Here is a 15,601-nt window from a genome sequence, read left to right on the forward strand (position 1 = left end):
CCCATTTACCCCCCGGTGAACGACAGCCCGTCACTGATCGCGCGTAACCGCTTCATGGCCTCGTCGCTGGAGAACGGCGGCTGTCGAGGCGGATCGTAAACCTCGCCGTTGGTTCCCTGCACGATCAGGTCGATGGCGTAGCAGGTATCGTTGACCACGGCGCGATAGCCTTCGACGTTCTGGAAGTGGCTCATGCCGGCGTCTCCGAGGGTGAAGCCGGTAAACGCCTCTCCCGCCAGGGTGGTCTTCGAGGGCATTGCCTGAGCATTGACGGGCAGGCTCAGGCAGTTGGCCACAGCCTTGGCGTCGCGGCTTGCGCCCAGGCGCCACAGGGCGGTCGCCACGTCGTCGGATTCGGGGAGTTTCAGCAGGATCAGGCGATCTCCGGGGGCGTCCTTCGACAGTTGCCAGCCGCCGTTGTCGAAATAGTTGGAGACCTCGCCATCGATGCGTATCAGCGAGGCGTCGTATCGCACCTCGAGCGGGTAATTCGCCGCTTGGAAGGTCTCCCTGGCAGCGTCGGTATGCTGATTCGAAACGTCACGCTGCTGGCAGGCGCTCAAGGCAACGCCGGCACAGAGGGTGAGGGTGAGGGCGAGGGTCAACGAGAGTCTGGGCATCGAAATATCCTTCGGACGGTAAACGCTTGACCGGGTTGGAATTGCGCGGTCAAGCGTAGCCGATAGCGTGGTGATTTTCTCTACAGGAGAGCCTGGCTGCGGTTTCTGCTCGCGTCGGATGGCTAAAGTCGGTGGGGCGTCGCGCCGATAGACCGATGGATGGACCGAAAAATCGAGAAACCGAGAGTGCCATGGAAGCGTGGCCTTTCTTCGGATCGAGGAGTTTGTGATGGATACTGCAGTCAATGCCGCCGTCGGTACGGCGCTGGCGCTACAGAACTTCAATCAGGACCAGCAAGCGCAGAATAGTCTGTTGAAGCAGTCGCTGGATGGGCAGGCATCACACATCGCGCAGTTGATGTCCTCGGTGGCGCCGTCGCCGGAGCTGGCATCCTCTGGCAGTGTGGGAACACAAATCAACACCTATGCCTGAAGCCTTCGCTCGACGTGCGCTGTGCTGTGCGCGCCGGGCGTTTCGGGTCTTGCCGAACCATAGCGTTGTCGATCGATCCCGGTTCTCCACGCCACATAACTCCGGCGTGATCGCGGCACTCTCGCTTTTCTGGCCTCGAGTTCTCATCCCAGCGGGCTCGAAGAAGTTCTCCCTATTTCGTTTTTTCCGGTTGACGCCGGTAGAGGCCTCGTTTTTAATCAAATGACCGAAGGGAATAAGATTATTGCTTTCGGTAATTCGATAGCGAATGACGTTATCGAAACGCTTCCATTCATATTCGGAAATCGTGATGAATTCCCATCGCCTGACCTGGTCAACGTCCTTCAATATCGCGCGTCTGCGCGGTATGCGAGCACGTTGTCGGTCGCGCGCCCTGGATTGAATTTCATCATCGGCCGCGACACCTATCGCGGCCGAAAGACGACGAAAGTCCCCGCCTTTTTACTGCGATTCGTGTCCGGCCTCCGCCAGCCTGGAGATCGGGGACATGAAGTTTTCAAGCATTTTCAAAGCATTGTTGCAGCATCTCGCCGCGAGCCGTCAATATCGGCACGACTTGAAGGCCCTGAGTGGGTTGAACGACCACATGCTCAAGGATATCGGTCTGCGCCGATTCGAGAACGAGATCGTGTCGGCCTTCCCGACCTTTGACGAGAAAGCGAAGGTGAAGGATCGCGTTCTTGGCGATATCGAGCGTGCCGCAGGGCAGCGGAAGGTGGCGGACGTTACGCGGGCAGCGGAAGCATTGCCGGGCGTCGAGTCCCTCACCAACAAGACCGTGATATGTCGATATTGCGGAGAACGAGTGGCTTAGCCAAGCCCCGGTCACAGGATGTGGCCGGGGCTTTTTCGATGATTCGCTTGTGCTGGCAACCACCATCCAGGGCGGGGGCTCAGTAGCCGAGACTCGATTTCGGCCGAGGGATATCGGACTTGTAGCGCGAAATCGTCTCGATGGCAGCCTGGTGCAGCAGGCTGATATCGATACCCACGGCGATGAAGTCGAAACCCCATTGCGCATACCGTTTGGCATCCGCCTCGGCGGGCGCCAGGATGCCGGCGGCCTTGCCGGCGGCGTGGGTGGCCTCGAGGGTACGACGGATCATCGCCTGCACGTCGGGATGGTTCGGATTGCCGGCATGGCCGACCCCGGTGGAGAGGTCCACGGGGCCGACGAAAACGGCATCGACGCCTTCGGTTTTCGCTATCGCTTCGGCGTTGTCGACGCCGGTTCGCGACTCCACCTGGACTATCAGGCAAAGTTCCTCATGGGCTCGGGCCAGGTAATTCTCGACGCCGTCCCACCGGGTAGCACGGGTCAGACCGCCACCGACGCCCCGAAAGCCGTGCGGCGGGTAACGGGTCGCGGCGACCAGTCTGGTGGCCTGCTCGGCCGCATCGACCATCGGGATCATCAACGTCTGGGCACCAATGTCGAGCAACTGTTTGATCAGGGCAGGGTCGTGGTTGACGGTACGCACGACCGGCGCGCTAGGGTAGGGCGCCACGGCCTGCAGCTGCGACAGGATGGACGGGACCGTATTGGGCGCGTGTTCACCATCGATCAACAGCCAGTCGAATCCGGTGGTGGCGAGAATCTCGGTGGCGTAGCCGGTACCGAAGCCGGCCCAGCAGCCATAGCGCGTATTACCGTCGAGCGAGCGTCGGAACGGATTCTGCGGCAGCTCCATGCAGGTGACCTCTTGAGTAGCTGAGACGAGAAATGACGACGAGCCGGTATCGTCACGACGCCGGCCCGATCGGTTATCGAGTGCAGGGTATCGGGCACCGTCTAATGGGTCAGACCCATCTCGCCCATGATCTTGCCAAATTTCTGGTCATCCTCCGCCATCAGCTGCTCGAAGCCATCGGCGTCTCGCCACACCACGCCATAACCCTGCCTGGCCATGAAGCTCTGATAGGCATCGCTGTCGTAGGCTTTCTTCAGCGCATCCTCGAGCGTGGCCACGACATCTTCACTCATCCCCTTGGGACCGACGATGCCACGCCACGCGCCCAGGGTGAAATCACTGCCGATCTGTTCCTCGAAGGTCGGCACATCGGGAAAGCCTTCCAGTCTTTCCGGTGTCATGACACCGAGGCTTCGGAGCTCGCCGGCATCGATCATCGATCTCGCCTCGGGAAGCGACGAGGCGACCACGTCGATGCTGCCGGAGGCCAGCTCTGTCATGGCCGGTGCGGAGCCCTGGCTGGGGATCCAGGTGATCTTGCCGGCGGCGATGCCCTGATCCATCAGGAAGCCGTTGAGCGCGACGTGCCAGATACCGCCCAGGCCGGTGCCCGATGCGGTATAGGTACCCTTGGGGTTATCTTTGACCTGGGTCACGAACGCTTCGAGATTGTCGAACGGAGAGTCCTCGGCGACCGAAAGGCTGGCGGAGTCGAAGTTGATCTGGGCGATGGGGGTGAAGTCCTGATAGGTGAGGTCGGTCAGCCCTTGCCAATGCATCATCGCGACCTCGACGGTGGCCAGGCCCAGGGTGTAGCCATCTGGTCGGGCGTTGGCGATGGCGGTGTGACCGACCACGCCGCTGCCCCCGGTCCGGTTGACCACGTTGATCGTCTGCCCGAGCTGTTCTTCCAGCGACGAGGCGATGATGCGAGCCGTGGCGTCGGTGCCGCCGCCGGCCGCCCAGGGAACGATCAGGGTAATCGGCTTTTCGGGATACTCCGCCCATGCCAGTGGCGAGGCCAGAACGGCGGCGAACAGCAGCGGAGTAAGATGGCGGGACGCCCTTGATCGGCTCATTGTGACCTCGCTAGACGGGTTCTGTTATCGATAAGATGCACTTTGCATGCAAAGTCTTAACCCGCCGGCAGTATCTCCACAATTGCGCAATCGTCTAATGAGGGGCCGCACGCGACCGGCGCCCGGCAGTACGCCGCCGGGATCGACCCGCCGGCGCCGCCCTGGGCATCTCGGGCGCGTGGGCTGGGGAATTTACTGCGGGGCGATGCGCTGGCTGGCGCTGGTGAAGCCCATCAGCGACAGATCCAAGTCCAGCCGCTTGCCATCGGGAGCGATGGCGCTGACCGTGGCCTTGTTGCCGCCGCGCAGCTGGGCGAGCAACTGCGGCGACAGCGCCAGATTGGCACGGCAGCCTTGCTGCAGGCAGACCTGGTAGGGCATGCCCACCGGCTCGTTGGCGTCCACCTGCAGCTGGATACCCGGCGCCAGGCGCACGCCCAGCGGCAGCAGGAAGACCATGACCGGACCGTCGGCCTGGGCCGGATGACCGACCATGGCACGCATCAGCGGTTCGTTGCTGTCGGGGTTGCTGACCATCTGGCTCATCACGCAGCTCTGGCGCTCACCGCCCTTGGGGCAGCCCACTTCCCAGGATTGGAACTGTTGGGTATCGACCTGCGGTGCGCTCGGCTGCTGAGCCTGCGCCGGCGTCAGGATGGCGGCGGCCAGGGGCAGCAGCGAGGCGAGCAGGGTACGGCGAAGAGACATGGCATTTTCCTGTGTGGTGATCGATGGCGCGTTGTCATGCATGAGTATGGTCCGGGCTTTGCCTGAAGACTCGACGAGCGAAGGCAAGACCGGGGGCGCATAGCCAAGGCAAAAGTGGCGAGAGAACGGACCGGGCTGGCGTGCCAGTCTACGCGGTTTAAATGAGCATGTGACTCGCTCCGCTCGCCCTTCGGACATTCCGAACGATGTTCAGTGAGCCGATTTCTAACGCCGTATGGGCAAGCGTAGTACTTTTCAGACATGGCCGAAGTCGCGTACCGCGTGAGACGGCGGTCACGACATTCCAGCACGCCCGATGCCGGGGTAGCCAGGCGGGGCGCGGGAGCGCTTTTGTCAGTGTCAGATATGCGGTCAGGGCGCCACCGGCACGCCGCGATTTTCGAACACCGGACGCAGCACGAAGTTGGAGTGGACGCCGGAGACGCCCTCGATCGGCGTGATGTGCTGCAGCAGAAGCTGCTGATAGTCGTCCATGTCCTCGACCCGGATCTTGAGCTGATAGTCGACCTCCTGGCCGGTGATCATCAGGCACTCCTGTACCTGGGGCAGCGCCGCCACCTGGCGCTCGAAGTTGGCGAAGCGCTCCGGGGTGTGGCGATCCATGGAGATGTGAACCAGCGCCATCAGCCGGTAGCCCAGTTGCCGTGCGTCGACCAGGGCGCGGTAACCGAGGATCAGGCCGCTCTCCTCCAGCGCGCGCAGGCGGCGCAGGCAGGGCGAGGGCGAGAGCCCGATGCGCTCGGCCAGTTCCTGATTGCTGATCCGGCCTTCCTGCTGGATCAGCTCGAGAATGCGCCGGTCGTAGCGATCGAGGGTAAGAGGCTGTGAGGGGTTCATTGGCAATATCTGTCTCTTGTTTTGTTTTGATTGGCAGATTATGCCATCCGACGGCGAGAAAGATCGATCTTCGCAATGTCCTGTCGGCACAAAAGACTTACACTGTCTCTGCTGCCACAAGCAGCTTCGGGCCGGTTCCCGCACCCGGGGTCCGGCCCCCGTTTCCGCCGCGATCCGCGGTGGCTCAACAGCGGGGCTCGCCCCAACGGCGCGCCCTACAATCCGTCGGCTCTTTTATCTCGTCAGGATGGTTGCCATGTCTGCCTTCGATCATCGCAAGTATCGCCCGGCTCCCCGGGTACCCGCCTTCGACCGCCAGTGGCCGGATCGTGATCTCGATCACGCTCCGATCTGGGTCAGCGAAGACCTGCGCGATGGCAATCAGGCACTACTGGAACCGATGAGCGTCGAGCAGAAGAAGCGGTTCTGGCATCAGATCGTCAAGGTGGGGATCAAGGAAGTCATGGTGGGGTTTCCGTCGGCGAGCCAGCCCGACTACGACTTCGTTCGCTGGTTGATCGAGGATGAGCAGATCCCCGATGACGTTACCATTGCCGTGTTGGTGCAGTGTCGCGAGCATCTGATCGAGAAGACTTTCGAGTCGCTGGTCGGTGCCAAGCGCGCCATCGTCCACCTCTATAACTCGACCTCGACCGTGCAGCGCGAGCGGGTGTTCGAGATGGATCGCGATGGCATCGTCGATATCGCGGTGCAGGGGGCGACCTGGGTCAAGACCTATGCCGAGCGCTACCCGGACGTGGACTGGCGGTTCGAGTACACCCCCGAGAGCTTTTCCAGCACCGAGATCGACTTCTCGCTGCGCATCTGCGAAGCGGTCATGGACGTCTGGCAACCGACCCCGAGTCGCAAGTGCATTCTCAACCTGCCGACCACGGTCGAAGTGGCGGGGCCGCACCATCACGCCGATCAGATCGAGTATTTCTGCCAGCACATCAAGAATCGCGACAGCGTCATCATCTCGATTCATACCCACAACGATCGCGGCGGGGCGGTCGCCTCCGCGGAACTGGCATTGCTGGCCGGTGCCGAGCGCGTCGAAGGTACACTGCTGGGCAACGGCGAGCGTACCGGCAACATGGATATCGTCACTCTGGCGATGAACCTCTACAGCCAGGGGATCGATCCGGAACTCGACCTGTCGCGGCCGGACGAAATCATCGAAGTGGTCAACGAGTGCACCAACATCCCGATTCACCCCCGCCATCCCTGGGTCGGCGAGATGGTCTACACCGCCTTCTCCGGCAGTCATCAGGATGCGATCCGCAAATCGCTCAAGAAGCAGAAACCGGATGAGCCGTGGCAGGTGGCCTATCTGCCGATCGACCCCCATGACATTGGTCGCGACTACCAGGCAGTGATCCGGGTCAACAGCCAGTCCGGCAAGGGCGGCATGGCGTTCCTGCTCGAGCGCGACTACGGCATCAGCCTGCCGCGCTGGATGATGCTGGCGCTGGCGCCTTACGTGCAGCAGGAGAGCGAGAAGCGGGCCAGCGAACTCTCCAGCGAAATCATCCGCCAGGTCATGTTCGACCGGTTCACCAGCGAATCACCGTTGTCGCTGGCCGACTATCGTCTCTCCAAAGGGCAGGACGAAGGCATCGAGGTGACCCTGTGGCAGGGCGCCGAGACGCTGCGTCTCTCCGGCAAGGGCAACGGCGCGATGTCCTCCTTCACCGACGCGTGGCAGAAGCATTCCGGCGTCAGTGTCGGCATCATCGACTACGCCGAGCACTCGCTGGGGGGCGACAGCGAGGCCAACGCCATTGCGTTCGTCCAGCTCAATGTCGACGGGCAGCGCGTCTGCGCCGTCGCCGAGGACAGCGACACCGTCAGTGCTTCGCTCAAGGCGATCCTCTCCGGGATCAACCTGGCCGGAGCGCAACGGGAGTCGCAGGCAAGCGATTCGCGTGCGACCACCGTCGACTGAGCGTCACCGACACCCACGTCGCAAGACGAGAAGGGCGCCCACTGGGCGCCCTTCTGCGTTTGCCACTCTGGTGCCATCGGCCTGATTCAGGGGTAGCTGGGCGGCAGCAGCGTGCGTAGATCATTGTTGAGCGGCAGCTCGAAGCTGGTCGCGCCGAGGATGGCGCGATCGGCGATACGCACCACCCGGACATTGACGAACAGCCGGTCCTGGGCCCGGGCGTAGGTGCCCACCAGCACCGCGCTGGCGTCGTAATCCTGACTCAGCCGCTGCACGTTACGCGACAGGATCAGCTCGCCGGTATTCTCCTCGATGTAGAGGCTATTGCGCAGCTTGACCTCGATCACTGGCACGCCCGACTCGACCAGCCGTGAGACGAACATTTCGCTCAAGGTGCGGCCCAGGGTCGAGGATTGCCCGAGGTGGTCGACGTCGACGAAAGTGGTGGCGACCAGCGGCGCGCTGTCATCGAGCCGCCCCCGACTATTCTCGACCAAGGACTTGGCCGCTGCGTCGACCCGCTCCAGGGTAGTCGGCTGATGAGGGGGGGCGTTGGGGGCGAGCGCCGAGCAGCCCGCCAGTGCCGCCACCAGCAGCACGAGCAGCCAACGCCGAGCGCGGCAAGATAGGGACATCGCGGAACTCTCTCTGCTTTGGCTTACCATTGCGACGATACCTTGAGCTGGCCGGCAGCCGACGCTTGGCCGTACTGGCCGCTATCGCCGGGATTGATGTAGTAGAGGTTGGAGGAGGAGTAGAGCAGGGTCTGATACTCGTCGGCCTGAACCGTGATGATCACCTCCTCGTCGCTCTCAGACGTCCAGCTGCCGCTGAACAGGTCGACCAGCCCGGCGGCGGGGATCAGCGCCAGCGCGGGCTCGCGCCAGTGGTTGAACGGTATCGTCGCCACCGCGATGCCCGCTGCCAGTGCGGTCAACGCGCCCTGGGGTGGGCGGATCGGCTGGCGATCCCGGTGCGCCACGACCTGCACATCGAAGGTGACGGTGGCTGCGCCGAGATCGCTGGTTCTGACCGTGGCGCCCTGTTTCACCAGTTCGCTGGTCAGCAACGAGCGAAAGCCGCGACTGAAGGCGGTTTCGGTCTCGGGGGGCTTGATATAAAGCGCGCGCCGGTCGAGCCGACGGTCGGCCATGATGGCCCGGGCCTCGTGCTGCGCCAGTACCTCCCAATGATAGGCGGCCTGCATGCGCTGCTGGGTGGTCGCCGGGTAGGTGGTGGCCAGCGGGGCCTGGGAGGTATTGACGCCGAAGCAGCCGGAGAGTGCGGCCGCGCCACAGACTATGGCCCAGGTCCTGAATGACATGAATGCAATGTTCCCGTTCGCTGTTCGTGACTCGATGTGGGCTCGAGGATTGTTGGGCCTGTCCCCCACGCGCCCCGTCCCTCCGGGCTGCGCGTCAAATACGCCCAGGCTTCGATGCGTGGCTGGATAGGGAAACGATCCTTATCGGCGTCTCGCGCCTTGCCTTGACGCATTTGTCGCGGCAACGCGGCTCGCGGCGTATCGCGTGAGCAGGCCCTAGGCCTGTATCGGCGAGCGGGCGGCAGGACTTGAATCGACCGGCGGCCTTGAAGTGCAAGGCGGGCGCCGGGACGCCCGCGGTATTTCCACACTCAGGCTTCAGCGATCGCTATCGCTGCGGATCTGGGCGTGGCTGATCAGGGCGAAGATGAAGGTGCCTCCGACCACATTGCCGAGCAGGGTCGGGAAGCCGAAATGGAAGAGATATTCCGACCAGTCGGCATGGCCGGAGAAGACCAGGTACATCACCTCGGTGGAGCCGACGATGATATGGGTGAACTCGCCGATCGCGACGAGGTAGGTCACGATCAGGATGACCCAGATCTTGGCGCTTCCCGCGCTGGGCAGCAGCCAGACCATTGTCGCGATCATCCACCCGGCCACGATGCCCTTGGCGAACATCTGCATCGGCGTGTTCTCGAGAATATGTTCGCCCAGGGTCAGAAACGCCTCGTGGGTCTCCAGCGAGAAGATCGGCAGCGCCAGGATGGCCCAGGCGGAGACGGCGACACCGACCAGGTTGCCGATCAGCACCACGCCCCACAGCCGGAGCAGGCACATGAACTTGCCGAGCCGGGGCTGGCTCATCACGGGAAGCACTGCCGTCACGGTATTTTCGGTGAAGAGCTGCTGGCGCGCCAGGATGACGACCAGGAACCCCACCGTATAGCCCAGCGACTCGACCAGGAAGCCGACGTCGTTTTCCGGCAGATGCGCGCGCAACAGGCCCTTCGCCAGCATCGAGAAGCTCATCGACAGGCCCGCGGCGATGGCGGACCAGAGCAGCGCCGAGACCGTCCGGCTCAACTCCGTTTCTCCCTCCTCCCTGATTGATTCGTGTACGGCGGCGGCGCGTGAGGGCAGTTCCTCGTCGTTGAGCTGAAGGTCGTGTTCTTCCTCGTCTTTTTGCACACGGCTGGGCGGGGTGAGATTGTGGCGTTTGCTCAAGCGTTCGTTCCTTCATGGCTGAAAAGTGGCAAGGCGCGGGTACGGCAAATACCGCCGAGTCTTCTGCGGTGGCCGGTCACAGCCGCTATGCTTGAACGATAGTCGTAAACACGACAGGGAGATAGCCAAGTATGTCGCCGGAATCCTGGACAATGTTGATTCACTTGGGATTGGCCTGGCTGGCGGGAAGCCTGATCGGACTGGAGCGGACCTTTCATGGGCGGCCGGCGGGCTTTCGCACCCATGCGCTGGTCTGCGTGTCGTCGGCCCTGCTGATGATGGTCACGGTCTATCAGTTGCAGTGGCTGGGCACCAACGTTCCGGAAGCGACCGTTCGCACCGATCCCACCCGGATGGCTCAAGGGATCATGACCGGGATCGGGTTCCTGGGCGCCGGCGTGATCTTCAAGGAGGGATTGACGGTCCGGGGATTGACCACGGCCGCCTCGATCTGGGTCACATCCACGTTGGGCATTCTCTATGGCATCGGCTTTCTGTTTCCGGCCGTGGTGGCGACAGTGGTCACCTTGCTGACACTCTCCCTTTTCCGGGTGGTGGAGGGGCGTATGCCCAGTCGGATCTTTGCCCGCTGCATCCTGCGTTTCGACAGTGGTAGCGTGATGTCCGAAACGCAGATCCATGACCTGATGGCGTCTCACCGATTCAGGGTCGAGAGCCTGAGCTACCGGACGCGCGACGATGGCCGGCAGTTCGAGTACCGCCTGATGTTGCGCACGCATGACCGTAAGTACATCCCGCCGCTGGCCGCCGATCTTCGAGAGCATGATCGGCTGCTGGAGTTCCAGCTCTCTCCGACTGGGGATTGATATCGAGAATGGTTGTCATTCCCCCGTCAATCGATAGAGTAGGCGCTCCTGAATGGTGGTGAGGCAGTCATGCAGCAACAAGGACGTCCGGCTTTCTGGATATTGATGGGCGCGGTCATGCTGTCGCCACTGGCGATCGACATCTACCTGCCGGCACTGACCGCGATGGCGGCGGAATTCGAGCGTTCCTACGCGGCGATGCAGTTGACCATCACTCTGTTCCTGATGAGCGTCGGTGTCGGGCAGCTCATGGTCGGCCCGCTGACCGACCGTTTCGGGCGCCGCCCGGTGCTGCTGGGGGGAGCTGCCATCTACATGGTCGCGGCGTTGATCGGTATGTCGGCCGTGTCGATAGAGATGCTCTACGCTTCCCGCGTGCTCCAGGGGTTTGGGGCCTGCGCCTCCGTCACGGTGGCCTTTGCGGCAGTGCGTGACAGCTATCCTCCCATCGAGGGCGCCAAGCTCTACAGTTATCTCAACGGTTCGCTGACGCTGGTGCCCTCACTGGCGCCGGTACTGGGCGGGGCCCTGACAGTATGGCTGGGGTGGCGGAGCAACTTTGCCTTCATGACCGGGTTCGCGGGGCTGTTGTGGCTGGGAGCCTGCTGGCGATTCGGGGAGACACGGCCCCATGACACGCTGATCGAACGGCGTCTCTATCGCTGGTCGCGCTATCGCCCGGTACTGTTCCATCGGCGGTTTCTCTACTATGCCATTCTCGTCAGCACGATGATGGCCGCCATTCTGGTTTATGTGTCCGCAGCGCCGGTGGTGATGATGGACCGGCTGCGGCAGCCGGAATGGGTCTTCAGCCTCTGGTTTGGTGGCAATGCCCTGGTCAGTACCGTGGCGTTCTTCGTCGTGCCCCGGTTGATGGCACGCTGGGGGCGCAGGCCGACCGTGCAGCGGGGGCTGGTCGTCGTCGTGGGCGGGGGCGCCCTGATCGCCGGCCTGTACTGGGGGTTGCCGGTTTCCGTACTCACCTTCATGGGCCCCGTGGCGCTGCTGTCGGTGGGATTCTCGATGGTGCTGGGGGCTGCGGCGAGCCTGGCGCTGGAGCCGTTCCCTCTACGGGCGGGGACCGCGGCAGCATTGCTGGGCGCCATTCAACTGGGCGGTGGCGCGTCGATGGCAACCCTGTTGCTGATCACGCCGCTGGCACCGCAGACGTCGTTGGCACTGATATGTTGTGGTGGCGGTTTGGCGTTGTGGGTGGTCGGAAGAAGATTGGCGGACGCCACCACCGCCGGCGAGTGACCCGATCGGTGGCGGCGTTTGCCTCGCCTTCGGGAGCGTCGGCGTGGTGCGGGACGCCGCCGCGTTGGCGCGAGGTTTAACACGTCGAATATCGGTATGGCGCCAACGCGCTAGAATGAGCGGGTTCGTCGTATCGACAGCGCAAGATTTCACGGCACGGCCGAGATGAATCGACCGGCCCCGGGAAAGGACGAGACAGGTATGGCCAGTCATGGCAAGGAAAGCACATGGTTGATACTCAACGGTAAATCGGCCCAGCAGCCCGAGATTCGCGACGCGGTCGAGGAGCTTCGCCGTCAAGGTCACGATCTTCAGGTTCGGGTCACCTGGGAGGGTGGCGATGGCGTCTGGATGGTGGATGCCGCGGTAGCGGGTGGCGCCGCGAGAATCATCGCCGGCGGTGGCGATGGCTCGATCAACGAGATCGTCGCCGGGCTGATGCGCCAGCCTCCGGAGCGTCGCCCGGCTCTCGGCATCCTGCCGCTGGGCAGCGCCAACGACTTCGCCCACGGCCTGAACCTGCCGATGGGTCCGCGTGACGCCTTGAAGCTGGCCCTGACCGGCAGCGTCCGGCAGGTGGATGTCGGCAAGCTCGATGACGAGGCCTTCGTCAATGTGGCGTCCGGCGGGTTCGGTGCCGAGATCACGACTTCCACGCCGGTAGGATTGAAGAGACTGCTGGGTGGCGGTGCCTACTCGCTGATGGGCATGTTGAAAGCGTGGAATTACCAGCCCTTCGAAGGTCACATGCGCTGGCCGGAGGGGGAAGCGCGGGTTCCGCTCTTCATGCTGGCCATCGGTAACGGATGCCAGGCCGGTGGAGGGCAACGCCTGGCGCCTTCCGCGAGATTGGACGATGGTCTGCTCGAACTGCTGTTCGTGCGTCACTTCAACTCGTTGGGCGAGTTGAAGCGCATCATCGATGAACTCGAGAACCTCCCGCAGGATGGGGAGTTCGTGCGCTATCTTCGTGTGCCATGGGTCGAGTTCGATAGCGACGGCGCTTTCCCTCTCAATCTCGATGGTGAGCCACGGCGGTACGAGCACTTCCGGGCCTCGCTCGATCGCGAGGCCTTACCGCTGGTGGTTCCCGAAGACTGCCCCTTGCTGCGTCGTGCCGGTTGATACCGGCCCGCGACAGGACGGCGTCACAATCCGATCAACGTGCTAGAGGAGAGCTCGACGTGGATGAATTCATGCAGGCGGCGGTCGAACAGGCGAGGCGCAGTCTCGACGAGGGGGGCGTGCCGATCGGGTCTGTCCTGGTCCACCGGGGTGAGATCATCGGGCGAGGGCACAATCAGCGCCAGCAGCGGGGGAGTGCCATTCTTCACGGCGAGATGGATGCCTTGGAGAATGCAGGTCGCCTCCCGGCTTCTGTCTATCGGGATTCGACGCTCTACACGACCTTGTCGCCATGCTCGATGTGCAGCGGCGCGATCCTGCTCTACGGCATACCCAGGATCGTCGTCGGCGAGAATCGAACCTTCATGGGCGAAGAGGCGTTGCTCAGAGAGCGTGGGGTTGCAGTCGAGGTCCTCGACGATCCGGTGTGCCGGGAGTTGATGTCACAGTTCATCGCCGTCCATCCGGAGGTCTGGCACGAAGATATCGGCGAGCCCTGATGGGCCGGGGCGTGTGAGCTTTCGACGCGCCCACTAAAAAGCCCACCATCCGGTGGGCTTTGCTCAAGGCGGTGAAACGCTTGGAATCGATCCCTGCGTCTGGAACCTTTCGCCGGTGTTAGCCAGCGACCTTGATGTTGGCGGCCTGAAGGCCTTTCTTGCCCTGAGTGACGTCGAAGGTAACCTTCTGGCCGTCCTGCAGAGTTTTGAAGCCTTCTGCCTGAATTTCGGAGAAGTGCGCGAACAGATCATCGCCGCCGTCATCGGGAGAGATGAAACCGTAGCCTTTGGTGTCGTTAAACCATTTGACAGTGCCAGTTGCCATTGTCGATATCCTTAACTTGCATAGTGATGTACCCGAGCCTCCCGGGGGATGCCCGAAATGCGTGGTCAGACTAGGGGGGAATGCGCACTAGGAGTTGGACGAGATCGACTAACAACTGACGACATTCTACCTGCAAACCTACGCAACGGATGTTGCATTGGGGGATATACCTGGTCAAGCGTCTGAAGGCTTGACTTTGGTAGCACCGTTTCCCATGCCCCGCTCACAAACCATAGATGGAAAATTTATGCGCGTCTACAGCCTGCCAACGCCTTTTTTCTGGGCTGATCGCGTCACACGGTATGATTTTATTAACCCTTTTTAAGAAGATTGACAGAAAACGGTCACGCTCGTCCCGACAGGCGCCGTTACAGGCGAGAAGCATTCGGGATTTGCCGTCAGCGACGGTGGATTTGTCTCTCGGGCGTCGCGATCGCAGCAGATATTGCGGACCTTGCCGTGGCCGGGCCAGCATCTCGAAACGCCACTATGTATCGTGTCGGCGACCTTGGGTAAGCTGTCGCCCGCTGCTCGCGGGGCGCGTCAGCGCGGCAAGCCGGCGCCGGCCAGCGGTTTTCACACATCAAACGAGTCAGGAGCAACGCGCGTGGCACAACACGGTTTGAGTCTCAACGACACGCACAGCAAGGTCATCGGGTATCTGCTGTGGATCTTCGGGTTCACCGGAGCCCACCGGTTCTACTACGGCAAACCCGTCACCGGCACGATCTGGTTTCTAACGCTGGGGCTGTTCGGGATCGGCTGGCTGATCGACCTGTTCCTGATCCCGAGCATGGACCGCCAGGCGGACCTGCGTTTCCGGGCTGGCCCGACCAGTTACACCCTGGCGTGGATCCTGCTGACGTTCCTGGGGATCTTCGGCATTCATCGGATGTACATGGGGAAGTGGATCACCGGGTTGATCTACCTGTTGACCGGCGGCTTGTTCCTGATCGGCGTTCTCTACGACTTCTGGACGCTCAACGATCAGATCTCGTTGAAGCATGCCCGCCGCGGCCTTTGAGCGCGTCGTTCACAGGCCCGTTATCAGGATGCTAGTCATGACGTTACAGGGAGGTGACGTATGTCGGAGCGGATGAAGCTCACCGATATTCTCGAGACACTCGACCAGCAGGTCGAGGATGAGACGATAACGCTGCAGGATATCGTCGATACCTTCAATGCCCGCGGGTTCGGTCCCGTGGTGTTGCTGCCGGCGCTGATTGCATTGCTGCCCACCGGTGGCGTGCCAGGGGTGCCGAGTCTCTGCGGCATTTTCATTGCGCTGATGGCGATCCAACTGGTTTTCGGGCGCAGGAGCCCGTGGCTACCGGGCACCCTGGCCGAACGCGGCATCAGCCACGAACGGTGGCATCGCGTCACCCAGCGCGTCAGGCCCTGGACGCGGAGAATCGATCGATTCCTCGCGCCTAGGCTGTCCTGGCTGATGGGGGACGTGACCCAGCGCCTGCTGGCGCTGCTGATGGTGGTGCTGGGGCTTGGGATGATGCCACTGGAGTTGCTGCCGTTCGCCGCTGCCATCCCCGCACTGGCGATCGTCATCATGGCGCTAGGCCTGACCGCCGGGGACGGACTGATGATGCTGATCGGCCTCGCCATCACCGTGGCCGGGGGCGTCGGCCTCGGTCTCTGGCTGATCTGATCGGTTCGCGCTCCTGGCCCGTTCGACCCGACTCGCCCCGTACGCCCGGAACTGG

18 protein-coding genes are annotated in these 15,601 nt (G+C 62.5%); 9 read left to right on the forward strand and 9 right to left on the reverse strand.

The genetic code is table 11. The annotated features are described in order from the left end of the window. Positions 1–5: 5 nt before the first annotated feature. Positions 6–620: a hypothetical protein gene (locus DOM45_RS12285; protein ID WP_110600907.1), complete on the reverse strand. Its 615-nt coding sequence runs from the start codon at positions 618–620 to the stop codon at positions 6–8. Between the two features lie 229 nt (positions 621–849). Here DOM45_RS12285 and DOM45_RS12290 point away from each other — a divergent pair, with 229 nt between their 5' ends. Both DOM45_RS12290 and DOM45_RS12295 read left to right on the forward strand, forming a co-directional pair. After that, positions 850–1,053, forward strand: coding sequence for a putative motility protein (locus DOM45_RS12290; protein WP_110600908.1), 204 nt, complete (start codon positions 850–852; stop codon positions 1,051–1,053). Between the two features lie 508 nt (positions 1,054–1,561). Then, positions 1,562–1,888 (forward strand): DUF1127 domain-containing protein, encoded by a 327-nt coding sequence (locus DOM45_RS12295; RefSeq protein ID WP_110600910.1) that lies wholly within the window; start codon positions 1,562–1,564, stop codon positions 1,886–1,888. A gap of 79 nt (positions 1,889–1,967) precedes the next feature. Here the strand turns inward: DOM45_RS12295 and DOM45_RS12300 are convergent, their stop codons facing one another. The 4 genes from DOM45_RS12300 to DOM45_RS12315 all read right to left on the reverse strand — a co-directional run bounded on the left by DOM45_RS12300 (position 1,968) and on the right by DOM45_RS12315 (position 5,410). Continuing rightward, positions 1,968–2,765 carry an HpcH/HpaI aldolase family protein gene (locus DOM45_RS12300; RefSeq protein WP_110600912.1) on the reverse strand — a complete coding sequence of 266 codons (798 nt, stop codon included), beginning with the start codon at positions 2,763–2,765 and terminating at the stop codon, positions 1,968–1,970. A gap of 101 nt (positions 2,766–2,866) precedes the next feature. Beyond that, a complete protein-coding gene (locus DOM45_RS12305) occupies positions 2,867–3,844 on the reverse strand; it encodes a tripartite tricarboxylate transporter substrate binding protein (RefSeq protein ID WP_110600914.1) in 978 nt (325 codons plus the stop codon). A 192-nt stretch (positions 3,845–4,036) separates the two neighbouring features. Then, complete coding sequence (locus tag DOM45_RS12310) at positions 4,037–4,552, reverse strand: invasion associated locus B family protein (protein ID WP_110600916.1); 516 nt, start codon at positions 4,550–4,552, stop codon at positions 4,037–4,039. A gap of 372 nt (positions 4,553–4,924) precedes the next feature. Continuing rightward, on the reverse strand, positions 4,925–5,410 hold the full coding sequence (locus tag DOM45_RS12315; RefSeq protein WP_110600918.1) for an Lrp/AsnC family transcriptional regulator: 486 nt from the start codon (positions 5,408–5,410) through the stop codon (positions 4,925–4,927). Between the two features lie 256 nt (positions 5,411–5,666). Between DOM45_RS12315 and DOM45_RS12320 the strand changes: the two genes are divergently transcribed. Beyond that, positions 5,667–7,358 (forward strand): 2-isopropylmalate synthase, encoded by a 1,692-nt coding sequence (locus DOM45_RS12320; RefSeq protein WP_110600920.1) that lies wholly within the window; start codon positions 5,667–5,669, stop codon positions 7,356–7,358. 86 nt (positions 7,359–7,444) lie between these two features. Here the strand turns inward: DOM45_RS12320 and DOM45_RS12325 are convergent, their stop codons facing one another. The 3 genes from DOM45_RS12325 to DOM45_RS12335 all read right to left on the reverse strand — a co-directional run bounded on the left by DOM45_RS12325 (position 7,445) and on the right by DOM45_RS12335 (position 9,849). Then, entirely contained in the window at positions 7,445–7,993 is a 549-nt protein-coding gene (locus DOM45_RS12325; protein WP_110600922.1) for a FlgO family outer membrane protein, read from the reverse strand. Between the two features lie 23 nt (positions 7,994–8,016). After that, entirely contained in the window at positions 8,017–8,682 is a 666-nt protein-coding gene (locus DOM45_RS12330; protein ID WP_110600924.1) for a hypothetical protein, read from the reverse strand. Between the two features lie 318 nt (positions 8,683–9,000). After that, positions 9,001–9,849 carry a formate/nitrite transporter family protein gene (locus tag DOM45_RS12335; RefSeq protein WP_110600926.1) on the reverse strand — a complete coding sequence of 283 codons (849 nt, stop codon included), beginning with the start codon at positions 9,847–9,849 and terminating at the stop codon, positions 9,001–9,003. A 152-nt stretch (positions 9,850–10,001) separates the two neighbouring features. Between DOM45_RS12335 and DOM45_RS12340 the strand changes: the two genes are divergently transcribed. The 4 genes from DOM45_RS12340 to DOM45_RS12355 all read left to right on the forward strand — a co-directional run bounded on the left by DOM45_RS12340 (position 10,002) and on the right by DOM45_RS12355 (position 13,558). Then, positions 10,002–10,676 carry an MgtC/SapB family protein gene (locus DOM45_RS12340; RefSeq protein ID WP_240612377.1) on the forward strand — a complete coding sequence of 225 codons (675 nt, stop codon included), beginning with the start codon at positions 10,002–10,004 and terminating at the stop codon, positions 10,674–10,676. Positions 10,677–10,745: 69 nt separating this feature from the next. Then, a complete protein-coding gene (locus DOM45_RS12345; RefSeq protein ID WP_110600930.1) occupies positions 10,746–11,933 on the forward strand; it encodes a multidrug effflux MFS transporter in 1,188 nt (395 codons plus the stop codon). 201 nt (positions 11,934–12,134) lie between these two features. Then, a complete protein-coding gene (gene yegS / locus DOM45_RS12350; RefSeq protein ID WP_110600932.1) occupies positions 12,135–13,058 on the forward strand; it encodes a lipid kinase YegS in 924 nt (307 codons plus the stop codon). A 59-nt stretch (positions 13,059–13,117) separates the two neighbouring features. Next, entirely contained in the window at positions 13,118–13,558 is a 441-nt protein-coding gene (locus tag DOM45_RS12355; protein WP_110600934.1) for a nucleoside deaminase, read from the forward strand. Positions 13,559–13,676: 118 nt separating this feature from the next. Here DOM45_RS12355 and DOM45_RS12360 read toward each other — a convergent pair whose 3' ends face one another. Then, entirely contained in the window at positions 13,677–13,883 is a 207-nt protein-coding gene (locus DOM45_RS12360) for a cold-shock protein (protein ID WP_110600936.1), read from the reverse strand. Between the two features lie 607 nt (positions 13,884–14,490). Between DOM45_RS12360 and DOM45_RS12365 the strand changes: the two genes are divergently transcribed. Further along, a complete protein-coding gene (locus DOM45_RS12365) occupies positions 14,491–14,907 on the forward strand; it encodes an NINE protein (RefSeq protein ID WP_198655816.1) in 417 nt (138 codons plus the stop codon). Between the two features lie 60 nt (positions 14,908–14,967). Further along, positions 14,968–15,546, forward strand: a complete 579-nt coding sequence (locus DOM45_RS12370; protein WP_110600938.1) for an exopolysaccharide biosynthesis protein — start codon at positions 14,968–14,970, stop codon at positions 15,544–15,546. Positions 15,547–15,601 lie beyond the last annotated feature (55 nt).

This window comes from Salinicola lusitanus (assembly GCF_003206045.1).
Taxonomy (GTDB): Bacteria; Pseudomonadota; Gammaproteobacteria; order Pseudomonadales; family Halomonadaceae; genus Salinicola; species Salinicola lusitanus.

Bases quoted from the DNA above. Each gene is read 5' to 3' on its own strand.
- DOM45_RS12285 (WP_110600907.1), bottom strand. From the start codon at position 620: ATGCCCAGACTCTCGTTGACCCTCGCCCTCACCCTCACCCTCTGTGCC.
- DOM45_RS12290 (WP_110600908.1), top strand. From the start codon at position 850: ATGGATACTGCAGTCAATGCCGCCGTCGGTACGGCGCTGGCGCTACAG.
- DOM45_RS12295 (WP_110600910.1), top strand. From the start codon at position 1,562: ATGAAGTTTTCAAGCATTTTCAAAGCATTGTTGCAGCATCTCGCCGCG.
- DOM45_RS12300 (WP_110600912.1), bottom strand. From the start codon at position 2,765: ATGGAGCTGCCGCAGAATCCGTTCCGACGCTCGCTCGACGGTAATACG.
- DOM45_RS12305 (WP_110600914.1), bottom strand. From the start codon at position 3,844: ATGAGCCGATCAAGGGCGTCCCGCCATCTTACTCCGCTGCTGTTCGCC.
- DOM45_RS12310 (WP_110600916.1), bottom strand. From the start codon at position 4,552: ATGTCTCTTCGCCGTACCCTGCTCGCCTCGCTGCTGCCCCTGGCCGCC.
- DOM45_RS12315 (WP_110600918.1), bottom strand. From the start codon at position 5,410: ATGAACCCCTCACAGCCTCTTACCCTCGATCGCTACGACCGGCGCATT.
- DOM45_RS12320 (WP_110600920.1), top strand. From the start codon at position 5,667: ATGTCTGCCTTCGATCATCGCAAGTATCGCCCGGCTCCCCGGGTACCC.
- DOM45_RS12325 (WP_110600922.1), bottom strand. From the start codon at position 7,993: ATGTCCCTATCTTGCCGCGCTCGGCGTTGGCTGCTCGTGCTGCTGGTG.
- DOM45_RS12330 (WP_110600924.1), bottom strand. From the start codon at position 8,682: ATGTCATTCAGGACCTGGGCCATAGTCTGTGGCGCGGCCGCACTCTCC.
- DOM45_RS12340 (WP_240612377.1), top strand. From the start codon at position 10,002: ATGTTGATTCACTTGGGATTGGCCTGGCTGGCGGGAAGCCTGATCGGA.
- DOM45_RS12345 (WP_110600930.1), top strand. From the start codon at position 10,746: ATGCAGCAACAAGGACGTCCGGCTTTCTGGATATTGATGGGCGCGGTC.
- yegS (WP_110600932.1), top strand. From the start codon at position 12,135: ATGGCCAGTCATGGCAAGGAAAGCACATGGTTGATACTCAACGGTAAA.
- DOM45_RS12360 (WP_110600936.1), bottom strand. From the start codon at position 13,883: ATGGCAACTGGCACTGTCAAATGGTTTAACGACACCAAAGGCTACGGT.
- DOM45_RS12370 (WP_110600938.1), top strand. From the start codon at position 14,968: ATGTCGGAGCGGATGAAGCTCACCGATATTCTCGAGACACTCGACCAG.